The organism is Bacillus sp. LLTC93 (assembly GCF_002993125.1).
Taxonomy (GTDB): Bacteria; Bacillota; Bacilli; order Bacillales; family Bacillaceae; genus Bacillus; species Bacillus zhangzhouensis.
In genome coordinates this window covers 805761-828656 of record NZ_PVME01000002.1, presented here as the reverse complement: position 1 = coordinate 828656, position 22896 = coordinate 805761, and the positions used below count along the sequence as shown (strand labels likewise).

Annotated in this window: 28 protein-coding genes and 1 pseudogene; 22 read left to right on the top strand and 7 right to left on the bottom strand. The window is 42.1% G+C overall.

Annotated features, from left to right (window positions below):
* The first annotated feature begins 113 nt into the window (after nt 1–113).
* Nucleotides 114–791, top strand: a complete 678-nt coding sequence (locus C6W18_RS09485; RefSeq protein ID WP_034321778.1) for a DUF3298 and DUF4163 domain-containing protein — start codon at nt 114–116, stop codon at nt 789–791.
* Between the two features lie 99 nt (nt 792–890).
* Here C6W18_RS09485 and C6W18_RS09480 read toward each other — a convergent pair whose 3' ends face one another.
* On the bottom strand, nt 891–1070 hold the full coding sequence (locus C6W18_RS09480) for a hypothetical protein (protein WP_008345664.1): 180 nt from the start codon (nt 1068–1070) through the stop codon (nt 891–893).
* Between the two features lie 288 nt (nt 1071–1358).
* On the bottom strand, nt 1359–2591 hold the full coding sequence (pepT, locus tag C6W18_RS09475; RefSeq protein WP_105927410.1) for a peptidase T: 1233 nt from the start codon (nt 2589–2591) through the stop codon (nt 1359–1361).
* Nucleotides 2592–2817: 226 nt separating this feature from the next.
* Between pepT and C6W18_RS09470 the strand changes: the two genes are divergently transcribed.
* The 5 genes from C6W18_RS09470 (at nt 2818) to C6W18_RS09450 (ending at nt 6227) form a co-directional block, all read left to right on the top strand.
* Nucleotides 2818–3141 carry a WXG100 family type VII secretion target gene (locus tag C6W18_RS09470; protein ID WP_105927409.1) on the top strand — a complete coding sequence of 108 codons (324 nt, stop codon included), beginning with the start codon at nt 2818–2820 and terminating at the stop codon, nt 3139–3141.
* A gap of 4 nt (nt 3142–3145) precedes the next feature.
* Nucleotides 3146–4342, top strand: coding sequence for a DUF6861 domain-containing protein (locus C6W18_RS09465; RefSeq protein WP_034321785.1), 1197 nt, complete (start codon nt 3146–3148; stop codon nt 4340–4342).
* Between the two features lie 12 nt (nt 4343–4354).
* Nucleotides 4355–5113, top strand: coding sequence for a hypothetical protein (locus C6W18_RS09460; RefSeq protein ID WP_105927408.1), 759 nt, complete (start codon nt 4355–4357; stop codon nt 5111–5113).
* A gap of 21 nt (nt 5114–5134) precedes the next feature.
* Nucleotides 5135–5662, top strand: coding sequence for a YfjD family protein (locus tag C6W18_RS09455; RefSeq protein WP_105927407.1), 528 nt, complete (start codon nt 5135–5137; stop codon nt 5660–5662).
* Between the two features lie 97 nt (nt 5663–5759).
* Nucleotides 5760–6227 (top strand): helix-turn-helix domain-containing protein, encoded by a 468-nt coding sequence (locus C6W18_RS09450; protein WP_034321793.1) that lies wholly within the window; start codon nt 5760–5762, stop codon nt 6225–6227.
* 61 nt (nt 6228–6288) lie between these two features.
* On the opposite strand, the gene C6W18_RS09445 is transcribed toward C6W18_RS09450, so the two are convergent.
* A complete protein-coding gene (locus C6W18_RS09445; protein ID WP_034321796.1) occupies nt 6289–6636 on the bottom strand; it encodes a helix-turn-helix domain-containing protein in 348 nt (115 codons plus the stop codon).
* 206 nt (nt 6637–6842) lie between these two features.
* Here C6W18_RS09445 and C6W18_RS09440 point away from each other — a divergent pair, with 206 nt between their 5' ends.
* The 6 genes from C6W18_RS09440 to C6W18_RS09415 all read left to right on the top strand — a co-directional run bounded on the left by C6W18_RS09440 (nt 6843) and on the right by C6W18_RS09415 (nt 12568).
* Nucleotides 6843–7832 (top strand): asparaginase, encoded by a 990-nt coding sequence (locus C6W18_RS09440; RefSeq protein ID WP_034321799.1) that lies wholly within the window; start codon nt 6843–6845, stop codon nt 7830–7832.
* Between the two features lie 28 nt (nt 7833–7860).
* Complete coding sequence (gene aspA / locus C6W18_RS09435; protein ID WP_034321802.1) at nt 7861–9285, top strand: aspartate ammonia-lyase; 1425 nt, start codon at nt 7861–7863, stop codon at nt 9283–9285.
* Between the two features lie 140 nt (nt 9286–9425).
* The gene (gene nhaC, locus C6W18_RS09430; protein ID WP_105927406.1) at nt 9426–10832 is read left to right on the top strand and encodes a Na+/H+ antiporter NhaC; all 1407 of its coding nucleotides are present in this window, start codon (nt 9426–9428) and stop codon (nt 10830–10832) included.
* A gap of 295 nt (nt 10833–11127) precedes the next feature.
* Nucleotides 11128–11553 (top strand): YwqH-like family protein, encoded by a 426-nt coding sequence (locus tag C6W18_RS09425; protein ID WP_034321806.1) that lies wholly within the window; start codon nt 11128–11130, stop codon nt 11551–11553.
* 38 nt (nt 11554–11591) lie between these two features.
* Nucleotides 11592–11855 (top strand): YwqI/YxiC family protein, encoded by a 264-nt coding sequence (locus C6W18_RS09420; RefSeq protein ID WP_034321809.1) that lies wholly within the window; start codon nt 11592–11594, stop codon nt 11853–11855.
* A gap of 287 nt (nt 11856–12142) precedes the next feature.
* On the top strand, nt 12143–12568 hold the full coding sequence (locus C6W18_RS09415; RefSeq protein ID WP_034321811.1) for a YwqH-like family protein: 426 nt from the start codon (nt 12143–12145) through the stop codon (nt 12566–12568).
* Nucleotides 12569–12612: 44 nt separating this feature from the next.
* Here the strand turns inward: C6W18_RS09415 and C6W18_RS09410 are convergent, their stop codons facing one another.
* Entirely contained in the window at nt 12613–12816 is a 204-nt protein-coding gene (locus C6W18_RS09410) for a hypothetical protein (protein WP_223251664.1), read from the bottom strand.
* A 136-nt stretch (nt 12817–12952) separates the two neighbouring features.
* On the opposite strand from C6W18_RS09410, the gene C6W18_RS09405 reads away from it, so the two are divergent.
* The 5 genes and pseudogenes from C6W18_RS09405 (at nt 12953) to C6W18_RS09385 (ending at nt 15314) form a co-directional block, all read left to right on the top strand.
* Nucleotides 12953–13243, top strand: coding sequence for an HTH domain-containing protein (locus C6W18_RS09405; RefSeq protein ID WP_223251663.1), 291 nt, complete (start codon nt 12953–12955; stop codon nt 13241–13243).
* A 15-nt stretch (nt 13244–13258) separates the two neighbouring features.
* Nucleotides 13259–13501: pseudogene (locus C6W18_RS09400) on the top strand (PTS sugar transporter subunit IIB); the annotation flags it as partial.
* Between the two features lie 19 nt (nt 13502–13520).
* Complete coding sequence (locus tag C6W18_RS09395) at nt 13521–13880, top strand: PTS sugar transporter subunit IIA (RefSeq protein ID WP_105927405.1); 360 nt, start codon at nt 13521–13523, stop codon at nt 13878–13880.
* Nucleotides 13881–13915: 35 nt separating this feature from the next.
* Entirely contained in the window at nt 13916–14773 is an 858-nt protein-coding gene (locus tag C6W18_RS09390; RefSeq protein ID WP_105927404.1) for a polysaccharide deacetylase family protein, read from the top strand.
* Between the two features lie 172 nt (nt 14774–14945).
* Complete coding sequence (locus C6W18_RS09385) at nt 14946–15314, top strand: VOC family protein (RefSeq protein WP_034321820.1); 369 nt, start codon at nt 14946–14948, stop codon at nt 15312–15314.
* A 79-nt stretch (nt 15315–15393) separates the two neighbouring features.
* Here C6W18_RS09385 and ribD read toward each other — a convergent pair whose 3' ends face one another.
* From ribD to C6W18_RS09370, 3 genes are read right to left on the bottom strand one after another with little or no spacing between them, the layout of a single operon-like run.
* Nucleotides 15394–16485: a bifunctional diaminohydroxyphosphoribosylaminopyrimidine deaminase/5-amino-6-(5-phosphoribosylamino)uracil reductase RibD gene (gene ribD, locus C6W18_RS09380; RefSeq protein WP_105927403.1), complete on the bottom strand. Its 1092-nt coding sequence runs from the start codon at nt 16483–16485 to the stop codon at nt 15394–15396.
* Nucleotides 16472–17233 (bottom strand): GTP cyclohydrolase II, encoded by a 762-nt coding sequence (locus tag C6W18_RS09375; protein ID WP_034321824.1) that lies wholly within the window; start codon nt 17231–17233, stop codon nt 16472–16474. Before C6W18_RS09375 ends, ribD begins: the two co-directional genes overlap by 14 nt.
* Nucleotides 17211–18104, bottom strand: coding sequence for a VOC family protein (locus C6W18_RS09370; protein WP_034321827.1), 894 nt, complete (start codon nt 18102–18104; stop codon nt 17211–17213). The genes C6W18_RS09375 and C6W18_RS09370 overlap by 23 nt, the downstream gene beginning before the upstream one ends.
* A 177-nt stretch (nt 18105–18281) precedes the next feature.
* On the opposite strand from C6W18_RS09370, the gene C6W18_RS09365 reads away from it, so the two are divergent.
* From C6W18_RS09365 to isdE, 5 genes are all read left to right on the top strand, one after another.
* Nucleotides 18282–18614 carry a winged helix-turn-helix transcriptional regulator gene (locus C6W18_RS09365; RefSeq protein ID WP_105927402.1) on the top strand — a complete coding sequence of 111 codons (333 nt, stop codon included), beginning with the start codon at nt 18282–18284 and terminating at the stop codon, nt 18612–18614.
* A 371-nt stretch (nt 18615–18985) separates the two neighbouring features.
* A complete protein-coding gene (locus C6W18_RS09360) occupies nt 18986–19444 on the top strand; it encodes an NEAT domain-containing protein (protein ID WP_034321832.1) in 459 nt (152 codons plus the stop codon).
* Between the two features lie 20 nt (nt 19445–19464).
* Nucleotides 19465–20121: a heme uptake protein IsdC gene (gene isdC, locus C6W18_RS09355; RefSeq protein ID WP_105927443.1), complete on the top strand. Its 657-nt coding sequence runs from the start codon at nt 19465–19467 to the stop codon at nt 20119–20121.
* Nucleotides 20122–20140: 19 nt separating this feature from the next.
* On the top strand, nt 20141–21904 hold the full coding sequence (locus C6W18_RS09350) for an NEAT domain-containing protein (protein WP_105927401.1): 1764 nt from the start codon (nt 20141–20143) through the stop codon (nt 21902–21904).
* Between the two features lie 75 nt (nt 21905–21979).
* Nucleotides 21980–22867 carry a heme ABC transporter substrate-binding protein IsdE gene (gene isdE, locus C6W18_RS09345; RefSeq protein ID WP_105927400.1) on the top strand — a complete coding sequence of 296 codons (888 nt, stop codon included), beginning with the start codon at nt 21980–21982 and terminating at the stop codon, nt 22865–22867.
* The last annotated feature ends 29 nt before the right edge of the window (nt 22868–22896 follow it).

Genomic DNA, 22896 nt, shown 5'->3' with positions numbered 1-22896 from the left:
CGGTAAACAAACCCGATGTGGAAAAAGGAAGAATAATATGGAAATAATACTTTTTTTGGTTCTTTTGTCATGGTATACTCAATTGGTAATAGACAAAAATGGGGGTTTTTACTATGACAATGAAAAAAGGCCTAACGATCAGCCTGCTTATTTTTTCGCTGATTGTTTCGTTATTTGCTCCAGTTGGTTCTGTAGATGCCAAACAAGCAAAAAAAGCAAAAGTAAGCACACACTATTATAAAAAGAAGAAAACGTTCAAATATGCACAGGTAAAAAACCTAAGCAAACCGCATATGAAGACCATTAACCATGATTTAAAAGAAGATATCGCATTCTCTTATTCTACATACTTGTACTTAAAGGACGAAGCGAAAAAAGAGGGGATTGGGAAGATCACGTACGAGAGATCTTTTAAAACGAAATTTAACAATGGAAAGAAACTAAGTATCTTAAACTATGATTATATGAATGACGGTAGAATGCATGGGGATACGATGGTCACCAGCATGAACTATGTGTTAACGAAGAAAAAGACAAAGCAGCTTTTCTTTACTGACGTTGTGAAAACAAAGAAAAAGCGCACAAAAGTAAGAGATTATATCTATAACTATACAAAGAAGCATAAAAGTAAGTTCTATTCGAACCTGAAGAAAAGTGATATTCAAATCAACTACGACACGCAGTATTACTTCACGAAAAAGGGGATTGCTGTTGTCTTCCAGCCATATGAAATCGCACCATACTATCAAGGAATTCCTATGATTCAAGTACCTGCAAAGGTGTATAAATAAAAAGAGAACCGGCCACTGGATGTGGTCGTTTTTTTAATGTGTCTAAAACACGTTCTTACACATACAAAAAGAGCCCCTGATGAGGCTCTTTCTTTGAATTTATACTTGTTTGGGTGCATCGTTTAGTGGATGGCGGCGTTTGCCGTTGTAGTGGCGGCGCATACGAAAGATTTCAAACTCCGAAAGCTCTGCGCTTTTTCGTTTTTGGGTGCGGTTATCTTTTTTGAAAGAGAAAAGTAAGTAGCAGCAAAGTGAAGCGATAATCAATAAAATCATCATATGACATTCCTCCAATTCATCCTATTCTTTCAGTGTAGACAGGGTGAGTGATGTTTATAACTGAAAATAAGCAGCAGAATCGGTTTAGTTCTTAAGGTTTAGATGATCTGCTATTTTAGGTCTAAAATACTGGTTGTTTTTAACTATTATATTTCCAGTTATTGCACTCGTCAAGAAGAATTTTTCTGGGGTTGTCTATATTAGTACGATTAAGTGTCATAAAAGTTTCAGAAAATTGTAAACTTTTATTAAAAAACCGTTCCCGAACAGGAACGGTTGTAAACATGTCTATGCTTTTTCTTCAAATAAACGTGCGATTTCCACGATGACTTCTGTTGCTTTCATCATGTTATCAACTGAAATAAATTCATATTTACCGTGGAAGTTTTCCCCGCCAGTAAAGATGTTTGGTGTTGGGAGACCTTTATATGAAAGCTGAGAGCCATCTGTGCCGCCGCGTATAGGTTCGATCACAGGTGTCACTGAGCGGTTTTCCATTGCTTCATGGGCAATGTCCACAATATGTTTAACAGGCTCAATTTTTTCTCTCATATTATAATATTGATCCTGAATGCTGAGGGTGATACTGTTTTCGCCGTAGACCGCTTTTAAGTCATTTGCAATCTTTTCAAATAGTGCTTTGCGATTGTTGAACTTCTCTTTATCAAAATCACGGATAATATATTGCAGCTCTGCTTCTTCAACTTCTCCTACGAACTTTGTCAGGTGGAAAAAGCCTTCATAGCCTTCTGTATACTCCGGAGATTCATCTGAAGGGAGCTTGTTGTGAAAGAGCATCCCGATCTTCGCAGCACTGACCATTTTGTCTTTCGCTGTACCTGGATGGACGTTGTTTCCTTTAATCGATACTTTCGCACCTGCTGCGTTGAAGCTTTCATATTGAAGCTCTCCAAGTGGTCCGCCGTCAATGGTATATGCATAAGAAGCGCCAAAGGCATCGACATCAAATTTGTGCGGCCCTCTGCCAATCTCTTCATCTGGAGTAAAGGCGACTCGGATCTTTCCGTGCTTGATTTCTGGATGCTGAATGAGGTAATGCATGGCGGTCATAATTTCTGCAATACCTGCTTTGTTATCTGCACCAAGTAGGGTTGTGCCATCAGTGGTGATGAGCGTATGTCCTTGGTACTTTTGCAAATTTGGAAACTGTGCTGGAGATAACACGATATGTAGATCATCATTTAACGTGATGTCACCGCCTTGATAGTCCTCATGAATCTGCGGTTTCACATTCTTGCCAGTGAAGTCAGTAGCTGTGTCAATATGCGCCAGGAAGCCAATCGTTGGCACTTCTTTGTCGGTGTTAGATGGGATCGTTCCCATAACATATCCATTTTCATCCATTGTCACTTCTTGAATCCCGATGGATTTCATCTCTTCAACAAGCTGTCTCGCTAGGTTCAGCTGTCCTGCAGTAGATGGGCAGCTTTCTTTTTCTGCATCAGACTGAGTATCTACTTTCACATAACTTGTGAAACGCTGGATCATTTCCTCTTTCATCTATACGTCACTCCTTTTGTAGAATATGTTCATTTTATCACGTCTTGAATGCGCTTCATAACAAGAAAGGTTTTCTCTGGCAATTAGAGAGGAAAAAGGCCTACTTTCGTTAGGTAATGTGCTGAATGGTTCTTTAGGGTGATTTTTTTGGGTGTCTTTTTATTTATAATGAGTGCATATAAAATCATCCATTTGTACGTTAAATTGGGAGAAAGGGGTGCGAAAGTTGGATTCTAGTCAAACGCTGACACTCGCTCAAAAGTTTCAGGAAGCGGCTGATGAGATTCGGCAGTCGAAGCAGCTGCTTGAGAATCGGCTGAAGGCAGTAGGATCAGGCTGGCAAGGAGAAGCAAGGAATAAATTTAATCAAAGCTTTGAGGAAACAACGGCACGCTATGATCAATTTGAAAAGGACTTGCTTGAAACGAGCCAGGAACTGCGGGATGCAGCGGTCAAGATCGAGGAGCGTAAAGCCGAAATTGCCAGAATGGAAGAGCTTGAGCGAAAAAGACGAGAAGAACGGAGAGAAAGAAACCGAGAAGGGAGATGATGTGATGGCACGTGACATTGTGGTTGATCCAGATCAGCTGACAGGGCTGGCGAATGATTTTGTAGGAGAGCTTTCCGCCATTGAAACAAAGCATCACGATTTACATAGTGAACTGGATCATTTGATTTTAGGCTGTGATCCTCGGTATAGAAGCTGTTTTTCCGGTGTTGGGGATGCATGGAGTGCTGGACAAGCATTAATCAGCAAATTGAGCAGTGATGATATCGCCATTCGTCATGCAACAGATCAAATGGTCGAAGCGGATGATATTCTAAGGAAAATGTACAGCATCTATGATCAATATGGCACGCTCACGAGCTTAGCTGGAATCGTGATGATGCAGGCGAAATACTACGGGCTTGGGATGACAACCTTTATGAAAGAAAATGGCCGTTATGCAGCGCAGCATTCCAAGCTGCTGCTTGATTTGACCAGCCGGGTAGAAGGAACGAGATTTGACCGGCTAGCAAGGATTTGGCTGAGTAAAAAAGAATTATTAAAACGATCCAACTGGTCGATGGCTGATTTGGTCCATAAGAAATTCACGAAATTTTATCCTGACGATACGGTTGCGTTTACGAACAGCGTCCGCGATTTTACAAAAGGGAGTATCAATTGGAAGGACACGGCTGGAATCAAGTCTGTTCTGAAAAATGGGGCAAGATTTGCTAAAGGAAATGCCATCATTGCAACGGTTGTCACTGGTGCAACGGAAACGGTTGGCTGTGGTTTGAAAATTGCTGAGAATTATGCAGAATTCGGTGATCAGCCGGAAGTTCTGAAGCGTGAAAATGCAAAGGCTGTTGGAAATGCAGTAAATAATACGGTCTTTATCGCTGGCGGGTCCGTCGCAGGTGCCGTTGTCGGCGGCGCTCTCGGAAGCTTTGCGGGTCCGATTGGAACAGTTGTCGGTGGCGCCATTGGATCAGCAGTAGGTGGATTTATTGGAGAAAAAGTCGCCAAGCTGACATCCGGTTTTGCTGAACAGGTCGCAGTGAAATTAAAGGATCCGATTCATGCAGTCGTGGATAAAGGGAAAAAAGCATTTGAGCTGGCGGGGCAAGGTGTGAAAGCAGTCAATGACACCATTGATCAAGCAAATCAGGTGATACATAAAGGGATAGAAAAAACAAAAGAAACCGCAGACTCGCTAATAAAGGGTGCAGGTGATTTCTTTAAGGGCGCATTTTCTTTTGGATAAGGAGAGATCAAGTTGGATCAGCTAAGTCTAAGTATCGAGGAACTCATCTTTAGTTTTTATAGTGAAGGCTATTTTGAACAAGGCATGTCCTTAAAGGAGGCCTATTATCCTGATGTAGAGGATGAACGTCTTGGTTTTTTATTTGAAATTGCGTGTCGCTCTTTGTTGGCGAAAGGCGTGCTGGAATTTCGAAACAGACAATACCGTTATAAAGCAGAATACCGTCATTTCATCCAGGCCATGAATGATGCATCGCACACTGTCAAGGCTTCAAGATTTGGAGAGTTAGATGAAGAAGTCAGTACCTCCTTTCATACGACGCAGGCGGGCGTATATGCACATCATACGCTTTATGATCAACAAGTGCATCAGATTCACAAACTGAAAGGCGATCAGCAGGCAGAGGAGCAAGTGACAACCTTTTTGAACATACACATGAGTGATCACCGCACACCTGTTATCAACCTGCAAGCAGAGGAATTTGAAATGCTATTAGAGCAAGCAAGCGAAGCGAAAGATGAGTGGTTTTCCTTCCTTAATAAAGCAGAGAATCAAGAACTGGTGAGGGCATTTGTTTCTGATGTGCAGGCGAGAAAAGGAAAGATGGATTCCCTTATGAAGGTAGCCTATGACAAAAACAATACGCCGGATGTGGAGTCCATGTTATTTGTTATACCAGGTGAGAAACATTCCTGGCTTGTTTCGGGAATAAAGGAAAACGAATTTCGCATTGAGACGGCTCATAGAGATGGGTTACGTTCTATATTATAATGGAGAAAAGGAGAATGACGCTTGAATCCAAGTGAAGTAATAGAAGTGAGGAGCAGACCCTTTCTAAGAGTATGGGCATTCTTAGCAACGGGCGGCTTTGGTATCATCGGTATTTGGCTATTTTCAGAAGCTCTTACATTTGAATCGAATTATACATTATTTTTATTTTTAGGTGGGTTATTAGGTATTGTCTATGGCTGGATCTCCTTTTTGATGATTCTACCGGCTTTTACGAAAAGAGGAAATGTGATTTTTCGAATTCAGCGCGGAGAGAATGGTGCTATTTTGCATCGGGAGCTCACGATCCCTTTTCAAGACATTCAATCAATTGACATGCGCCGGCACCGTTACAGTATCGGGGGATTTCTCTTCATGGATGTGCTCATTCGGAAAATAGATGGGAAATTGGTTAAGATTCCGGCGTACAGTATTTTAGATGAAGAAGTATTTGAGCAAACCGTCAAACAAGACATCTATCCATATTTAAATCGGGCAGCCCAAGAGAACTGGAGACAGCAGCATGGTCAGGGCGAAGAGCAGATTGACTAGGTGGTTTACACCATGATTCCATAGGATAGTGCGCCACTTTTTCGAAAAAATCGTGTATGATGTCAGTAAAGACTGAACACTCAAGAGGTGATGAGAGATGGACAAAGAGATGGTAATCGACCTCGTCACAGAACAAATGGCACGGATTCGGAAAGAAAAGAATTATACGCAGGACCGCATGGCTGAGGTACTTGGTTTATCGAAACGGCATTTGCAGCAAGTTGAAAAAAACAGACTGCGCCTCAACTGGACGCAATCTGCGGCCGTATGTGCATTATTCAGGGATAGTGACGTTTTAAAAGGGACACTTGGGGATGACCCACTTGAAATTTTGGAAGTCGTGGCACATGATGAATTGCATCTATCTGTTGAACGTACAATTGGTGGAAAGGTTTGGTGGCGGACCTCTATAAAAAAAGGCACATTTCGTCTCCAGCAAAATGTGCTGAGTCAGCATTACCGCATCTTAGATGATGAGAATTATCGCTATTATAGTTCCTTTAATAAAGAAGAAGCGAAACGGCGGTTAGAGGAATTAAGCCAGCTGTCTTCTCCTTACTCATAAGCAGCTGATATCCAAAAGAAAAGAGAGGCACCCGTATGATAGGGGCCTCTCTTTTCGTTGTTTATACTTTCAGAGTGTTTTTCGCCCGAATAAAGGCAACAAGCTGTTTGATTTCTTCATCGGTTAGTGGAACGCCATCTACGAGGATGGTTCCTTCTTTTGCTTCCGTCAGTTCAATTTTGATATCAGAGATTTTGCGTTGTATCTCTGGCTCGTCCGTTCTACCAAGTAAAAAATCAATGGACGTATCATACAAATCAGCGAGCAGCTTCACTGCTTCAAGCGAAGGTCGTCGGTACCCAGATTCGTAACCGGCATAGGTGCTTTTGGCGATACCTAGGCGATCTGCCGTATGCTGGAGAGACCATTTTTTCTTTTTTCTAAGGGTGGTTAAACGATCGAGTATCATACATGAACGCTCCTTTATATACAACATCAGTATATCATATTTTGACATAGAGTGTACGCGTTATGCGTAATAATTTCTTGATTAATTCGCGTTATGTGACTATAATGGCAATGAAGGTACGCGTAAAGCGTATATTATAGAATAGCACAAGCTGGCTTATAATATGTGTGACAAACGAAGTAATTTTACTGAAAGAGGTGGACCTGTTGAAGAAATTATTGCTTTTAACCACTGGTGGGACGATTGCATCTGTAGAGAGTGAAAATGGTTTAGCTCCAGGTGTTAAAGCTGAGGACCTTTTAAGCTATTTAAACGAAATTAATGCAGAGTACACAATGGACACAAAGTCCCTGATGAGTATAGATAGTACCAATATGCAGCCTGAATACTGGGTGGATATCGCAACAGCCATTTATGAGAATTATGATCAATACGACGGCTTTGTCGTCACTCATGGAACCGATACAATGGCCTATACATCAGCAGCTCTATCTTATATGCTGCAAAATCCTGATAAGCCGATCGTTATTACAGGTTCACAAATCCCGATTACGTTTAAGAAAACAGATGCGAAGAAAAACATCACAGATGCGATTCGTTTTGCATGTGACGGTGTAGGCGGCGTATATGTCGTGTTTGATGGCAGAGTGATTCAAGGAACACGCGCAATCAAACTAAGAACGAAAAGCTACGATGCATTTGAAAGTATTAACTACCCATATATTGCATCGATTGAAAATCATCAAATTGAATACAATAGCAAAGTAAAAAGAACGTCTATGAAACCGCTTAAATTAGATGCATCCTTGAACACTGATGTTTGTCTATTAAAACTGCACCCAGGACTTAAGCCTGAGTTTTTAGATGCGATCAAAGGTTTGTACAAAGGGGTCGTCATCGAAAGCTACGGCAGTGGCGGAATTCCTTTCGAAGGAAGAAACCTTTTAGAAAAGATCAACGAATTGCTGGAAGAAGGCATTTCTGTTGTCATCACAACTCAGTGTCTCGAAGAAGGAGAAGACATGAGTGTGTATGAAGTAGGACGCAAGATCAATCAAGAAATGGTGGCGCGTTCACGAAACATGAACACAGAAGCCATCGTGCCGAAACTCATGTGGGCATTAGGCAAAACAACAGATCCAAGAGAAGTGAAAAAGATTATGGAAACGCCAATCGCAGAAGATTTAGTGATTTAACTATTCTATAGAAAGCAGGTCATATCAGATGGTTCAAGCAACTTATCGCTACGAGAAGGATTTTCTTGGTGAAAAAGAAATTCCGGCAGACGTGTATTATGGTGTTCAAACCCTTCGTGCAAAAGAAAATTTCCCGATTACAGGGTACCGCATGCATGAGGAACTCATCAGAGCCTTTGCTATCGTCAAAAAAGCAGCAGCTCAAGCCAATATGGAAGTTGGACGTTTATATGAAGGAATTGGCAATGCCATCGTTCAAGCGTCTGATGAAGTCATTGAAGGCAAGCTGCATGAGTACTTTATTGTAGACCCAATTCAAGGCGGCGCAGGAACTTCGATGAATATGAATGCCAATGAGGTCATTGGTAACAGAGCCCTAGAGATCATGGGACATCAAAAGGGTGAATACATTCATTTAAGTCCAAACACACATGTGAACATGTCGCAATCGACGAATGATTCATTCCCAACGGCTATCCATATTGCTGTGTTGAAGCAGTTAGACATTCTGCTTGAGACGATGCAAGCGATGCAGGACGTATTCCAAAAGAAAGCGAAAGAATTCGATCATGTGATCAAAATGGGTCGTACGCATTTACAGGATGCTGTTCCGATCCGTTTGGGACAGGAATTTGAAGCATATAGCCGCGTTCTAAGCCGTGATATTAAACGGATTAACCAATCGAAGCAGCATTTATATGAAGTAAACATGGGTGCGACAGCTGTTGGGACAGGCTTAAACGCAGATCCACGCTATATTGAAATCGTGGTGAAAAAGCTGGCTGATATTTCAGGTCTTCCGCTTGTAGGCGCAGAGCATCTCGTAGATGCCACGCAAAATACAGATGCATACACAGAAGTATCCGCAGCCTTAAAAGTATGCATGATGAACATGTCCAAGATTGCCAATGACCTTCGTTTAATGGCATCTGGTCCGCGTGCAGGTCTTGCTGAAATTGCATTGCCAGCCCGTCAGCCTGGATCATCCATTATGCCTGGGAAAGTCAATCCAGTCATGGCAGAGCTCATTAACCAAATCGCATTCCAGGTCATAGGGAACGACCACACCATCTGTCTTGCTTCTGAAGCGGGTCAGCTTGAGTTAAATGTGATGGAGCCTGTTCTGGTCTTTAACTTGCTTCAATCTATTAGTATAATGAATAACGGATTCCGCTCATTCACAGATCATTGTTTAGTGGACATTGAAGCAAATGAAAAACGTTTGAAAGAATATGTAGAAAAAAGTGCAGGCGTGATCACTGCCGTGAACCCTCACTTAGGCTACGAAGCAGCCGCTAGAATTGCAAGAGAAGCTATTTTGAAGGGACAATCGATCAGAGATCTTTGCTTGCAGTATGATGTTCTAACGGAAGAAGAACTTGATATTATCTTAAATCCTTACGAGATGACAAAGCCTGGTATTGCGGGTCAAGAGCTGCTAGAGCGACAATAATATCAAAAAATTTATTTTATTAGTATGATGAATTGCCTGTGAAAGAGAGAAAAACAGGCAATTCACTTTCTTTCGAATTGACACACTTTTTTCACAATATTTTGAAAACGCTTAACGTACGCGCAAAGGGAGGAAACAAAATGAAATCACCACGTCTACCGTCTTTGATAGAGGTCGTGTCTGTACTTGGCTTGTTTTTAGCAATTGTTTTATCATTTACTCTTTATTTTAAATTAGATATTCAACTCGCATTGTTTATCTCATGGTTTATGGTCATCGCGTTAGGTATTCGATTAGGTCATTCATACAAAGATCTTCAAAACGCCATTACAAAAGGGATATCGAATGGGTTAGAGGCTGTTTTGATCTTAATTGCAGTAGGTGCACTTGTTGGAACGTGGATTGCTGGCGGAGTTGTACCAACATTAATTTATTACGGACTGGAATTCATTCATCCTAATATTTTCTTACTAGCTACACTTGTCATATGTGCGATTATGTCCGTTGCAACAGGAACCTCATGGGGAACCGTTGGAACGGCGGGGATTGCGATGATTGCAATTGGTGAAGGGCTTGGTATCCCGCTTCCGATTGTGGCAGGTGCCGTCTTATCCGGAGCCTATTTTGGAGATAAATTATCTCCATTATCTGATAGCACCGTACTCGCTTCCTCACTTTCAAAAGTGGACGTGCTCGCTCATGTTCGAGCCATGATGGTTTTATCCATACCGGCCTTTGTTATTACGGCGATTATGTTTACAATCACTGGCTTTATGTATGGCGGACGAAACATTGATCAAGAAAAAATAGAATTTTTGAAAAATGCCCTTCATGATACATTCACCATCAATATTTGGATGGTCATCCCAGCAGTAGTGGTTGTATTACTGCTCGTATTTAAGAAACCTTCAATGCCTGTCATTGCAATTGGTGCACTTTTAGGATCCATTTGGGCTATGGCTTTCCAAGGAATGAATCCAGCAGATGCACTTGGTACAGCTTATAATGGTTTCTCTATTAATTCAGATGTTGAATTCTTAAATACGTTGTTAAACCGTGGCGGTATTGTCAATATGCTAGGGTCTTTAGTGGTGATTATCCTCGGACTGGGTTTTGGTGGAGTACTTGAGTATCTAGGTGTGTTAAAGGTCATTGTCGCTACATTCGAGAAGAAATTGTATAATGCGGGAAATGTGACGCTATCTACACTTGTTGTTGCGTTCTTCGCCAATATTTTTGGTTGTGCGATGTATGTATCATTAATCCTTACGCCAAAAATTATGGAAAAAAGCTATGATAAATTAAAAATAGACAGACGTGTGTTATCTAGAAACGCTGAGGTTGGTGGAACGATGACGTCTGGTATGGTTCCATGGTCAGATAACGGAATTTATATGGCGGGTATTCTAGGTGTGTCGACATTCTCGTATTTACCATTTATGTGGTTGAGCTTTGTCTCCATTGGTCTTGCGATTATTTACGGCTATACTGGGAAATTCATTTGGTACGTCAAAGATCAACAAGAGAAAGAAGAATCGGCATCATAAGCCGTTTGCAAAAGCCGCTCCCCACGGGGCGGCTTTTGTTTGTCCTAGGACCGAGGGGCTATATGTGATACATCGCTGGCGATTGTGATTTTAGACCCCCTATAAAAGAGTTCTTAAGGTGCAGTATGAAGTAGAACGAAAGCATATTTATACCATAAAAAGGGCACAAATCCCTATTCAAACATGAGTCTTTGAACCTTATAATAACAATATTGGAAAAAGTGCTATTCACCATTACGCTCGTTTAGAGGGACTCTAAGCAGCGTTTTATTTTTTGACAGGAGGAGGAACCCATATGAGCTTATCGGATATGCTGTCTGCCCTTAACGGTGGCATTTCAAATAAAAAAGCAGAGATTGAAGAGAAGATCGCTCGACTCAAAAAGGCGAAAAGCAAGGTTGAACGTGAACAAGATGCGGCAGAAACAGACCTAAAGCAAATTAAGCAGCCAAAGCTTGGGACCTCTTGGAAAGGTGAGAGAAGCCAGGATTTCAAATCAGAACGAAATGAAGCACATGATGCGCTGCAAACGATCGTGAACGACAAATACCCACGCTACGTGAGCCGCATCGAATTCAAAATCAGTACATTAGAAGCTGAACAAGCTGCCTTATCCTTTGCCAGTTCCTTAGCTGGAGACGCCGCACGTCTTGCTGAAAAAGGAGAAGACGCAGTAGAGGACGCAAAACGCTTGATCTCAAAAGCATGGAGCAGCTTGTAAAGCTGCTTTCACGCTGAACAAATCTGGAGGATATTACAATGGGACAAATTAAGTTAAACTACCAAACAGTCATGGATAAACTAGATGAAGTCTCCCAAGCAGTCGAAGCTTTAACAATGAAAAAAGCAGCAGATAAAGCGGGTGAAAATAGCCTTGAATTTGTGACCAAGTGGACGGCACGTGAAGCAGAGGTGAGCGAAATGGTCTCAAGCTTTAAAGAAGCCTTGATCAAAAATGTTCAGGATACGCGCTCTAATGTGAAGACGTTAAAAGAACAGGATGAAGCGATTGCTGCAAAATAAATCAGCACAATCGTTTTATTTATGGATTACATTGACATGATATGAAATATAGTTACAAAGACTCATATATAATTCGGGATTTATGACCTTTGATTATTCCGTTTTTCTTCCAATCACTACGTTAAAAGGACACCTTTTCCCTATTTAAGCCTAAGGCTTTTCACCTTATACTATACTTAATGAAAGCGAACGATAGAAATGTCAGGACTGGAAAAATCAAGTGATTCGATAGCTTCCAAAAGCTCTGACGCCGTGCTTTCGTATGAGGTCCGATAGAGGTGGATGACATGAGTTTATCCGAGATGCTGCACCATCTGCATATGGGAATTGAAAACAAACGTGCAGAATTTGACGAAATGATCTCTCGGTTAAAGACAGCCAAAAGTAACATTCGAACAGAACAAGATCTTGCGCAGTCAGACTTAAAGGAAATCAAAAAGCCTGCTCTTGATTCGTCATGGAAAGGTGAGAGAGGAACAGACTTTCATCGCCATCGGAAAGAAGCCTACGGTGTGATGCACGACATCGTGAACAATGAGTATGAAAAATATATAACAGAGATTGATCAAAAAATCTTGCACTTTGAATTAAAAAAAATGGAGTTGGCTGTTGCCAGTAATTTTGCAGGAAGAGCCCAGGACGTGATGGAAAAGGGCGAGGATTTTGCAAAGGATGTCAAACATTTGATTGAACGGGGCTGGAAAGCTCTTTAATACAATAAACGAAACAGCCGCTCATAGGGCGGCTGTTTTTTTGTTTAATCACACCCTCCACCTGAATCACTCCCGCAGGAGGCATCTGAAGCGTGATGAGTATAGGAATCAGTATAGTTACTTGTCGTTGAACTGTGATGTACAGAATGCTTAGATGATGCACGCTTATTCTTTGGTGAGAGAATATGTGCAGTGAATGCTCCTAAAGAAGCCAATATGATGATGACAACAAACATAAAAGAACCCATGATGCATCCCTCCTCTTGTTTCATATTCATACGTTTGAGCCATATCAAGGTTCCCGATTCGAAAGAAAAACTGGGCAAAGAGTTCTATTTTCGTTTATGATGATAGGCAAAAGTAATTGCCGGGGGAGGGGAATCCATGCTATCTCTACGTCAGGAGGAGCTCCTGAAACGATTGATGCAAGCGGAGCAGGAACTGACAAGTGAAGAAATTGCCCGCGTGATTGGGGTCACATCAAGAACAATTCGAACAGATATGAAAGCGCTTAAATCAATGTTAGAAGAAAATGGAGCAGCACTTCATATGAAACGCGGGACAGGGTATACATTGAACGTCGAGGACTATGGGGCATTTCGTACATTTTTGAAAAAGTCGATGAGAGAAAGACTCGAGAAAAACGAACAGGTCATTCCCAATACATCGCCCTAGGCAGCAGCAGAAGCAAAAGGGCTAGATTACTATATTTATGCCATACCTGAAGGGGCCATTGCTGATGAATTAGAAGAGCATGGAGAAGATGTACAGGTGATTTTGCTTGGACCGCAAGTAAGCTTTATGAAAAAAGCAGCAGAAAAAACAGCGGCACCCCATCAAATACCTGTTGATGTCGTCAATGTGAGATTATACGGAACAGCGAATGGAGAAAAAATTCTAGAGCATGCACTGAAACTAGCAAATGAATCTTGAGCAATTGGAGGAGAAGCAGATGACGGTATTAGAGGAAATGCAGGGAGCAGCCTTTCAAATCATTGCCCATGCAGGTGAGGCGAGAAGCCACTATGTAGAAGCGATTCGTCTCGCAAGAGCTGATGATTTTGAAAAAGCACAGCAGCTGATCAAAAAAGGGGAGGAAGCGTTTCGAAGCATCCACAACCTGCACTTGTCGCTCATTCAAAAAGAGGCGGCAGGTGAACAGCTTCCCTTTTCTTTACTGCTGATACATGCAGAAGATCAAATGCTCACAACAGAGACCATTCATCTGCTCGCCATTGAGATGATAGAAATGTGTAAAAAAATGAACACCCTGTCAAAACAGATGTCAGCTATTAACCAATTTCTGTTATAATCATTCGGTAGATAGAGAGAAAGCAGGATTGGTGAATGAAAAAAACATGTATGTTGATTGCGGTTGGCCTTGTGGTGCTGTTCATTTCGGGCTGTATGGGAAAGAAGGAGCAAACGGAAGGAAACCAGCCAGTAGTCAAAGAGGAAAAGGGTCAATTACAAGCAAAAGAAACAAAAGAGATTCAGCAGAAAGAAGCGACAGTGATAGATACACAAAACTGGATTGAGCAAAAGGAGCCGGTTGAGCTTCCGATCTTGATGTATCACAGCATTTCCAGCGGTAACTCATTACGTGTGCCAAAGAGCGAGTTTACGGCGCATATAAAATGGCTGAAGGACAACGACTATGTCACACTGTCGCCGGAAGAGGCGTACCTCGTCTTCACAACAAATACGAAGCCAAGTGAAAAGTGTGTCCTCATTACATTTGACGATGGATATACGGACAACTACACAAAGGCATTTCCGATTTTAAAGCAGTACGGGATGAAAGCAACGATTTTTATGATTGAGCAATCCATTGGTCGTCCGCATCACTTAACAGATGATCAAATGGATGAAATGATGGCGCATGGTCTATCAATTGAGAGTCATACAATTCATCATTTAGAGCTTCATCGTCTATCAAAGAAGCAGCAAGAAGAGGAATTAAAAGGGTCAAAGGCATTCTTTGATCAGCGATTTTCTCAGCGTACGAGAATGGTTAGCTATCCGGTTGGGCGTTATAACGAAGACACACTGAAGCTGGCGAAGGAAGCGGGATATCAAATGGCTGTGACGACTGAACCAGGACATGCGAAGAAGGAGCAAGGCATGATGTCCTTACACCGCCTCCGCATTTCACCGGGACTTTCACCAGAAAGCTTTGGACGGCTGGTGGAGGGGAATTCATAGATGTCAGATGACAGATGTTTCACATGAAACATTTTACGACAAATTTCACGGTCAGATCAGTGAATCGACAACAACATATGGCTTTATGGCTTAATCTAGGCTTGGTCTCGAACATGATATTAAAAAACAGAATGTTTTTTTGGATATTGAGAAAAGAAAGGAAGAATAAACGATGTCAAATTTCTTTGGAATCGATCATGTCCAATTAGCTGCCCCAAAGGGTAGTGAAGAGAAAGCGCGTTTGTTTTTTGGGGAAATTTTAGGAATGAGGGAAATACCTAAGCCTAGTCATCTAGTTAAACGTGGTGGTGTTTGGTTTCAATGCGGCAATCATCAGCTTCATATTGGCATTGAAGATCATTTTCAAGCTTCCAAAAAAGCCCATCCAGCTTTTCGTGTAAAGAGTTTATCAAAATTAAAAGAGATTTTAGTGAAACATCATATTCGTATAAGAGAAGATCAGCCCTTAGATGGAGCAATCAGGTTCTATGTAGATGATCCATTTGGAAATCGAATTGAATTTTTAGAGAGAATAGAGTAGAAAACACACCTACAAATTCTCAAAAAAAACAATAAGGCTGTCGAGATATTTTCGACAGCCTTATTGTTATAGAAAATCTTTATTGATAAACGGGATAGCCCGTTATTTTGATATCTTTCCCCAGCTGTTCAACGGCGAGTTGATCCAGTTCAATTGCATCACTCATGAGGCGTATGCCTTCGCCTCCGAAAAAGGAAGGAGAGAGTCGTCCGCCAATGAGCTTAGGTGCCATGTAGATGACCAATTTATCCACAAGCTGCTGCTCTAAAAATGAGGCGTTGACTTGGCCGCCGCCCTCAATCATAAGGGAGGAGACATTTCTTTCTCCAAGCACTTGAAGTACTTCTTGTAACGGCACTCGCGTGTCGCCAGCTGTCATAAAGACGCTGACGCCAGCTGCTTCTAAAGCGGCCCGTTTATTCTCATCTGCTTGCTTTGTTGTAAAAATCCATGTAGGTGCCAGCTGATCAGTGACGATCTTTGCCGTCAGCGGTGTCGAAAGCTTAGAATCTAAGACAATTCGAATTGGATGATGACCATTTGGAATCCGCGTGGTTAATGAAGGATCGTCATGAATCACGGTTTGAGCACCGACCAAAATCGCATCATTGATACTGCGGATGTGGTGAGCGTCATAACGGGAAGTTTCTGACGTAATCCACTTGCTGTCAGACGTAACAGAAGCAATTTTCCCATCTAGGGTGATGCCCGCTTTGAGCGTCACGAAAGGCGTTTTTTTCGTAATAAAGTGGTTAAACACTTCATTCATGAGAATGGATTCCTGTTCAAGTACGCCCGTGATGACTTGGATACCTGCATCTTGTAAAATGGCAATCCCACGACCTGCGACAAGCGGGTTCGGATCAAGTGCTGCTACGACAACGGTTTCGACGCCGGCTCTGACAAGTGCTTCAGCGCAAGGGCCTGTGCGCCCATGGTGGGAACAAGGCTCTAGGGTCACATAAATCGTGGCTCCTTTTGCCTTGTCTCCAGCCATTTTGAGTGCATGAATTTCAGCATGTGGTTCGCCGGCCTTCATATGAGCACCGACTCCAACAATTTCATTATCGCGCACAATCACAGCCCCGACGAGCGGGTTCGGTGATGTCTGTCCTTTCATTGCACGCGCATTTTCTAGGGCTAGATTCATATATCGCTCATGATGTGGCAATCGTACGCACCTCTTGATCCGCCTTCATGTGGCCTGAGCGGTTGATTTTTGTCTGCAAGTATTTTTCGTTGAATTCAGAGACGTCACCCCAAAGCGGAATGCGTCCAGAAAGAGAAAGACCTGCATGACTGATGGCATCTGTCTTTTTCGGATTATTGGTAATGAGTCTTACTGGCTTTGTACGAAGGGTTTGAAGAACGGCAATGGCTTCTTCATATTGACGCGTATCATCTTCAAAACCAAGCGCTTCATTTGCTTCTACTGTATCATAGCCGTTCTCTTGAAGAATGTAAGCCATGGCTTTGCTGAAAAGACCGATGCCGCGTCCTTCATGGTTGGCTAAGTAAAACAGGGCACCTGCTCCATTGTCCTCAATCATTCGCATGGACTGCTTCAATTGGAAACCGCAGTCGCAGCGCTTGCTTCCGAAAATATCGCCAGTGTGGCAAATGGAATGCATGCGGATAAATGCATCATCAGCGTGCTCGAAATCCCCATACACAAGAACGCTTGATTGCTGATGATCGGCAAGCTGGCGGGATGAGAGGCTTTCAATTAAAGCTTCATCTGACAATGGCTCTAACCCATCGTCTTTTAACCATGAATACCAGTTGAACATCACGGTTCTGCCGTCTAAATTCACTGGTAGTTTAATGGGTCCAGTGATATATATATACCCGTCTTCTTGCTGTACTCGTTTAATTTTATCTTTTAAAATGGCTGTTTTAAGATCTGTGTGTTTGTCCATATTCTGCACCTTCTTTTTTGTCTGTTTCTTCAATCTGTAAACGAACGAGAACGCCAAATGGATCAACAAATTCGTTACTTTTTCCTGTCGTTTTGACATCAACGCCTGCTTTTGTCAGACGTTCGACGACGGATTGTCTGTCTGCTTCTTCAGGGAAAACCAGTGTATAGCTTCTAATTCCTGAAAATCGTGGATCAATGGCTCCTTTTCTCCCGCGTCCCCATGCATTAAAGGCAAGGTGATGATGGTACACACCAGCGGCGATAAATATGCTTGCTGGTGGAGCCATTCGGATATGAAAACCGAGCGTGTTCACATAAAAGGGATCAGCTTCTTCTGGGTTGAGATGGAAATGTAAGTGTCCCATGACTGTACCAGCAGGGAGTCCTTCCCAGGTGGAATCAGCGGCTTCTTGCAGGAGACCATCTCCATCAAGAGGTGCATTTCCGCCACCTTTCAGTTCTCCATGCTCACCTACCCAAAGGTCCTCAGGGCGATCAGCATAAATCTCTACGCCAATGCCGTCAGGATCACTTAAATAAATGGCTTCACTGAAAAAGTGATCGCTTGCTCCAATTAAAGGATAGCCTTTTTTGATCACATGTGCCAGCCATGTGCCCAGGTTTTTTCTGGTAGGTAATAAAACAGCAAAATGATAAAGTCCTGGCTCATGATCAGGCTTCTCCTTCAGCTGTGCATCTTCTTTTAGCAAAAGGATCGGTTCCTTTGCATTGCTGCCAAGAGTGACGGCGGATTCCGTCTGTTCTAATATAGTAAATCCTAAAATGTCTGTATAAAAAGGTAAAGAACGCTCAAAGTTGGATACATGTAATTCTGTTACACCTAATCTTAGTTGCTCAATTGTCTTCAAGCTCGGTCAGCTCCTTCATGATATATGCATCGGCATGTTCAAATGTTTTTGAAAATCTATAAAAATGTATACCTTGTTACTTTTAGTAACTAAACTATATAATAGTTAGTGACTTATTTCAAGTAATTAATTGTGTTATAATGAAAAAAAAGAGAGAAAAGCAGGAGGGAGTAAGGTATGGCTCAAGTAAACGGCTGCCCAATTACAGATGCCATGGAGATTCTAGGCAAGAAGTGGGTGATTCTCATCATCAATCAGCTTCTAACAGGGCCCAAGCGTTTTTGTCAGCTGGAAAATGAAATGAATATCAGCGGAAGATTATTATCAGAAAGGCTGAAGGATTTAGAAGCTGAAGGACTCGTTGAGAAAAAAGTATACCCCGACATTCCGGTGCGGATTGAATATAAATTAACAGCACAAGGGAAGAAAATCGAACCGATTATTCGTGAAATGTACGCATGGTCTTTAGAGCGTAAAAACAGCAAAAAAGGGGAGCATGTCCCTTCCTAATGGATTTCGATCAGTGTACCTGATCGAAATTTTTTTGTGTGGTTTTCCAGAAATCTAAGACAATAGTATGAAAAATGATGTTGACAATAAATTCATCCATCATATAATATCAAGGAGAAGAGGGTTCTTTTCCCTGTAATGGAATGGAGGTTATGCCATGGTATTATGAATGGGACAGATTGCCTAAAACACGTATCGATCCATCATTTAGAAACAGACATCTTTGACTTTTTGGAAGCAAAGATTTATTTTTCCGACTCAATTGATAATGATTATCATAATCATCTATAAGTGTGAGTTAAACACTTATGAAGGTTATTTTTTTTATTGTTTATTGAGAATAATTATCAATATCATTTAGGAGGGTTCACATGAAAGCACTTCGTTCAACGTCACACGTATTATTATTCTTTAGCTTTGTTCTATTATTTGCTTTAGCTCCGGTTAGCTCTGCTTCAGCAGCAGGCTTAGCAGATGGTCAATATTCAGCGCAATATGTGGTATGGAAGGCAGATAGCGATTCGACTTCAACAGCGAATACGTATTTTGAAAAACCAGCTAAGCTTGTCGTGAAAAATGGCAAAATCAAAGCACAAGTCACGTTAACCAATAGCACTTGGATCACAAGCTTTAAAACACTGGATCAAGGTGTCTACAAAGATGCGCAGGTGATCAGTACAAACACAGCTGCCAATAAGAGAACGGTAGAATTTAATGTGAACAGCCTGACAGAAGTCGTACCAGCAAAAGTGAGTGTGACTGTGCCGGTCATCGGATATACAGGCAATTACGATATTCGCCTCAAGTTTGATGCAGCAACTGTTCAATAAAAAAGGAGGAAATTCGCTTGATGAAAAAATGGATAAGGCTGCCAGCCTTTATGGCCGCTTTTTTATTGGCACTCATACTGCCTTTTTCAAATGCACAGGCTGCCTCTTTAAATGATGGTACATACTCCGTCAACTATACTGTGTTGAAGGCTGAAGGAAATGCGGTCTCTATGGCAAATGATTACTGGCTGAAGCCGGCTAAAGTGATCGTGAAAAATGGAAAGCTGACGGTGCAAATGACCATTAAAAATAGCAGCTGGGTGACGGAATTTAAAGTTCCGGGAAATGGCGGCTATGTCGACACAACGGTTCTTTCAACGAATAAAAAAGCCAATACAAGGATCGTTCAGTTCCAAGCACAGAGCTTGTCTAAACCAATCAAGTCAAAAATTCATGTCACTGTAAAATCTGCTGACTATGATCATGATTATACAATTCAGCTGAAATTTGATGAAAGCAGCATCAAGTCACTTTCTTCTAACAGCTCAAACAAAACAGCGGGTGCAGCAGAAAATCATCAATCATCAAAGGAATCAACCAAAAAATCTGATTCATCCACTCATACGAAACAAGAAGAGAATCCTCAAACTGGTGATACAAGCCAGACAGGTTGGCTCCTTGTGCTTGTCTTATGTTCAGGCGGGTTTTTAGCAAGAAAGTGGATCATCAAGCATTAACGGAAGGAAGTGTCACCTTTTGAAACGTCTTTTTCATCTAAAGGCAGCCATTCTGCTTGTTTTATTCAGTTTGTTGACTGCATTTCAGATTCCTCAAGGAACGGCTCAAGCGGCATCATTCGTGGATGGTGAATACACAGTCGGATTCACTATTTTAAAAAATGGCAGCACAGAAGCGTCCATGATGGATACCTATACAGAAAAGCCAGCTAAGCTGATTGTGGAAAATGGCAAGACGACAGCCTATGTCACACTGAAGCAAAGCAAAGAAATCACAGATTTCAAGGTCGAACAAAATGGTGCTCTCGTCACCACTGAAACGGTCAGTGAGGATGAAACAGCCAATACACGTGTCATCAAATTTGATGTAGCCGACTTATCATCAAAAGTAAACGGTTGGGTCAAAATTTACTGGGATTTAGGCGGTTTTATTTATGACGAAGCGTATGACGTACAGCTCGCATTCGATCAAAGCAGTCTAACACTCGTCACGCCTGCAAAGCCAGACGATAGCGAAACAAAACCAGATGACCAAACTGGCACAAAGCCAGACGATAACGAAACAAAACCAGATGACCAAACTGGCACAAAGCCAGACGATAGCGAAACAAAGCCAGATGATCAAAACGGTACAAAGCCAGATGATTCTGCGCAAAATCAATTAAAAGATGGTGTGTATCGTGTCAATTACAGTGTGCTAAAAGGGGATGAGGACGAGGCATCTCGGATGAACCAATACTTCTCACATCCTGCATCCTTAACCGTCAAAAACGGAAAGCAAACCATTTCCTTTACGGTGAAGGACAATACGTCGGTTGCTTCTTTGAAAACAGAGAAAAACGGCTCTTATCAAGAAGTGAAAACCGTCAGCACAGATCAAGCAAAGAACACAAGAATCGTCTCATTTGATGTAGCTGATTTGAAAAAAGCTGTCAAAGGAAAAGTACACATTGTGGTGGCAGCTGCTCACTATGACCAAACCTACGATATTCGTTTTCAATTTGATTCAAAGAGTATCTCTCCACTTAAGGACGGTCAGGTAGAGGAAGAAACACCAGCCACTCCAGAAACACCAAAACCAAATACACCAGCACCAGAAACAAATAACGGTGGAGCTGATCAAGAGACAGCTCAGCTAAAAGATGGTGTATACAAGCTTCCTTTTTCAATGAAGAAAGCGGACAAGGATGAGCCTTCTCGAATGAATGATTACGTCGTGAGCCCTGCGACATTGGTGGTGAAAAATGGCCGCCATTTCGTTTCATATACAGTGAAGAACAGCTCAGCCATCACATCCTTCCAAGTAGGGACAGGCGGGAAATATGAAGAGACTCTTGTCGCAAAAACAGATCAAAAAGCAGATACAAGAGTGATTCAATATGAAGCAAAAAGTTTAAGCAATGACCAGGCAGCACGCGTGAAAATTGACATTCCAGCTGCGAATTACCATGAGCAGTACGATGTCAAACTTGTTTATGACACAAAAGGCATCGCACTTGGTGAAGGAAGCGGAATTGCGACGGTTATCGGAGACGATGATAGTATCGGCTTTGTCGAAAATCCAAATGATCACGATTCTCAAACAAATCAGCTTGTGAATCTGGCACCAGAGGAAACGGGCGCAGAGCAGCTGACATTTACTCCATCAGATGACCAAACAAAGTCTGAGACAGGCCAGCTGAATCCGAAAACAGGAGATACCTCTCTTCTTTGGGTGTATATTCTTTTATTCGGCGGGTCGTTATTCGTGCTCGTGAGAAAGTATCAAACTAGGGTAAGATAGATTGTTTATTTTAAGTGAGATGCGCCATTCAACTCGGCGCATCCACTCTCTTTTTTCGAAAGGAGGCTTCTGTTTTTGAAGCATCGAATGTTACGTTCCCTGATCGCTGCTTTAAGTGTGTGCGTGATCTTGTCAGGGTGCGCACAGTCGGCTGAAAGCTCAGCGAAAGGCAAGAAAAGCGCGGAATCAAGTGCGCGCATTGTGGCAACGACTGTAGCTGCTGTAGAGATCATGGATGCTTTAGAGGTGGATCTTGTCGGGGTGCCAACAAGTCAAAAATCCTTGCCAGTTCGTTATAAAGGACTGCCAGAAGTCGGCAACCCAATGAGCCCGGACATGGAAATCATCCAATCACTTCAACCGACAGATGTCCTGTCTGTCACGACCCTTCAATATGATTTAGAGACACCCTTCCAACAAGCAGGTGTCCCTGCCACATACTTAAATCTTGAAAGCCTGGACAACATGGAGAAGGCCATCACGAAGCTTGGAGATCAGTATGACAGAAAGAAACAAGCCAAACGCATTGTGTCTGACTTTGAACAAAAAAAGAAAGACATACAAGAGAGGACGAAGGGAAAGCGCAAACCGTCCGTTCTGATTTTGCTTGGTGTACCAGGCAGTTATTTGGTGGCGACAGAGAATTCATATATCGGTGATCTTGTGCATATCGCAGGAGGAGAGAACATTGTCAAAGGTGAAAAAATGGAGTATTTGGCATCCAATACAGAGTATTTACAAAAAGCCAATCCAGATATCATTCTCCGGGCCGCACATGGGATGCCAGATGAAGTCGTCCGCATGTTTGATCAAGAATTCAAAACAAATGACATCTGGAAGCATTTTAACGCGGTAAAACAAGACCGGGTGTACGACCTAGAAGAAAGCTTATTCGGGACAACAGGCAATTTAAAGGCCGCAGAGGCATTAGAGGAATTGACACGTATGTTGTATCCGTCATAAGCGGCGAATCTTAATGATAAAAGGACGTT

Excerpts from the sequence above, each read along its gene's own strand:
- C6W18_RS09445 (WP_034321796.1), bottom strand. The coding sequence starts at position 6,636 with ATGATACTCGATCGTTTAACCACCCTTAGAAAAAAGAAAAAATGGTCT.
- C6W18_RS09450 (WP_034321793.1), top strand. The coding sequence starts at position 5,760 with ATGGACAAAGAGATGGTAATCGACCTCGTCACAGAACAAATGGCACGG.
- C6W18_RS09385 (WP_034321820.1), top strand. The coding sequence starts at position 14,946 with ATGTCAAATTTCTTTGGAATCGATCATGTCCAATTAGCTGCCCCAAAG.
- C6W18_RS09360 (WP_034321832.1), top strand. The coding sequence starts at position 18,986 with ATGAAAGCACTTCGTTCAACGTCACACGTATTATTATTCTTTAGCTTT.
- C6W18_RS09485 (WP_034321778.1), top strand. The coding sequence starts at position 114 with ATGACAATGAAAAAAGGCCTAACGATCAGCCTGCTTATTTTTTCGCTG.
- C6W18_RS09415 (WP_034321811.1), top strand. The coding sequence starts at position 12,143 with ATGAGTTTATCCGAGATGCTGCACCATCTGCATATGGGAATTGAAAAC.
- C6W18_RS09390 (WP_105927404.1), top strand. The coding sequence starts at position 13,916 with ATGAAAAAAACATGTATGTTGATTGCGGTTGGCCTTGTGGTGCTGTTC.
- nhaC (WP_105927406.1), top strand. The coding sequence starts at position 9,426 with ATGAAATCACCACGTCTACCGTCTTTGATAGAGGTCGTGTCTGTACTT.
- C6W18_RS09405 (WP_223251663.1), top strand. The coding sequence starts at position 12,953 with ATGCTATCTCTACGTCAGGAGGAGCTCCTGAAACGATTGATGCAAGCG.
- C6W18_RS09465 (WP_034321785.1), top strand. The coding sequence starts at position 3,146 with ATGGCACGTGACATTGTGGTTGATCCAGATCAGCTGACAGGGCTGGCG.
- C6W18_RS09395 (WP_105927405.1), top strand. The coding sequence starts at position 13,521 with ATGACGGTATTAGAGGAAATGCAGGGAGCAGCCTTTCAAATCATTGCC.
- C6W18_RS09365 (WP_105927402.1), top strand. The coding sequence starts at position 18,282 with ATGGCTCAAGTAAACGGCTGCCCAATTACAGATGCCATGGAGATTCTA.
- aspA (WP_034321802.1), top strand. The coding sequence starts at position 7,861 with ATGGTTCAAGCAACTTATCGCTACGAGAAGGATTTTCTTGGTGAAAAA.
- pepT (WP_105927410.1), bottom strand. The coding sequence starts at position 2,591 with ATGAAAGAGGAAATGATCCAGCGTTTCACAAGTTATGTGAAAGTAGAT.
- C6W18_RS09410 (WP_223251664.1), bottom strand. The coding sequence starts at position 12,816 with ATGGGTTCTTTTATGTTTGTTGTCATCATCATATTGGCTTCTTTAGGA.
- C6W18_RS09480 (WP_008345664.1), bottom strand. The coding sequence starts at position 1,070 with ATGATGATTTTATTGATTATCGCTTCACTTTGCTGCTACTTACTTTTC.
- C6W18_RS09420 (WP_034321809.1), top strand. The coding sequence starts at position 11,592 with ATGGGACAAATTAAGTTAAACTACCAAACAGTCATGGATAAACTAGAT.
- isdC (WP_105927443.1), top strand. The coding sequence starts at position 19,465 with ATGAAAAAATGGATAAGGCTGCCAGCCTTTATGGCCGCTTTTTTATTG.
- C6W18_RS09425 (WP_034321806.1), top strand. The coding sequence starts at position 11,128 with ATGAGCTTATCGGATATGCTGTCTGCCCTTAACGGTGGCATTTCAAAT.
- C6W18_RS09375 (WP_034321824.1), bottom strand. The coding sequence starts at position 17,233 with ATGGACAAACACACAGATCTTAAAACAGCCATTTTAAAAGATAAAATT.